Source organism: Flavobacterium macrobrachii, assembly GCF_014486675.1.
GTDB lineage: Bacteria > Bacteroidota > Bacteroidia > Flavobacteriales > Flavobacteriaceae > Flavobacterium > Flavobacterium macrobrachii.
In genome coordinates, this window is the sequence record NZ_JACTAC010000195.1 from 1 (window position 1) to 462 (window position 462).

The window sequence follows — 462 nt, forward strand, 5'->3', positions numbered from 1 at the left end:
AGTCGATAAAATGAAGTTAGCAAAACCGTCTTGGTTGTCATCACATATCGTATATGGTGTAGTTGGTGGTATTGGTTCTGGCAATGGTTCTACTCGAATATCCATCGTAGATACAACATAACAACCCGTAGCATCATTTGTAATACGAATTCCTAACGTTTGAACATAAATAATGGCGTTTTCATAATTCAAATTCGTTATCGCGTTGGTATCGTTTTGTGCATCGGTTAAGCTTGGATAGAACGTTACGCTCATTCCGGTTTGTCCTAATAAAATATCGGCTTCTTTGCTGCTTAAATTAAATATTTCATAACCTATTTTGCTTTGGTCATAGTCACACAAACTGTATTGTGCATAGCTTGGTTGAGTGGAATTTGGTAGCGGATCAACGATTAGGTCTAACGTAACAATATCATAACAACCAGTAGCATTGGTTTCTACTCTTACGTAGAGTGTTTCTTC

The 462-nt window shown here is 37.0% G+C and carries 1 protein-coding gene; it reads right to left on the minus strand.

Annotated features, from left to right (window positions below; translation table 11 throughout):
* The coding region (locus tag IAI56_RS15930) for a hypothetical protein (RefSeq protein ID WP_187658789.1) at positions 1 to 462 on the minus strand (462 nt) is incomplete at both ends.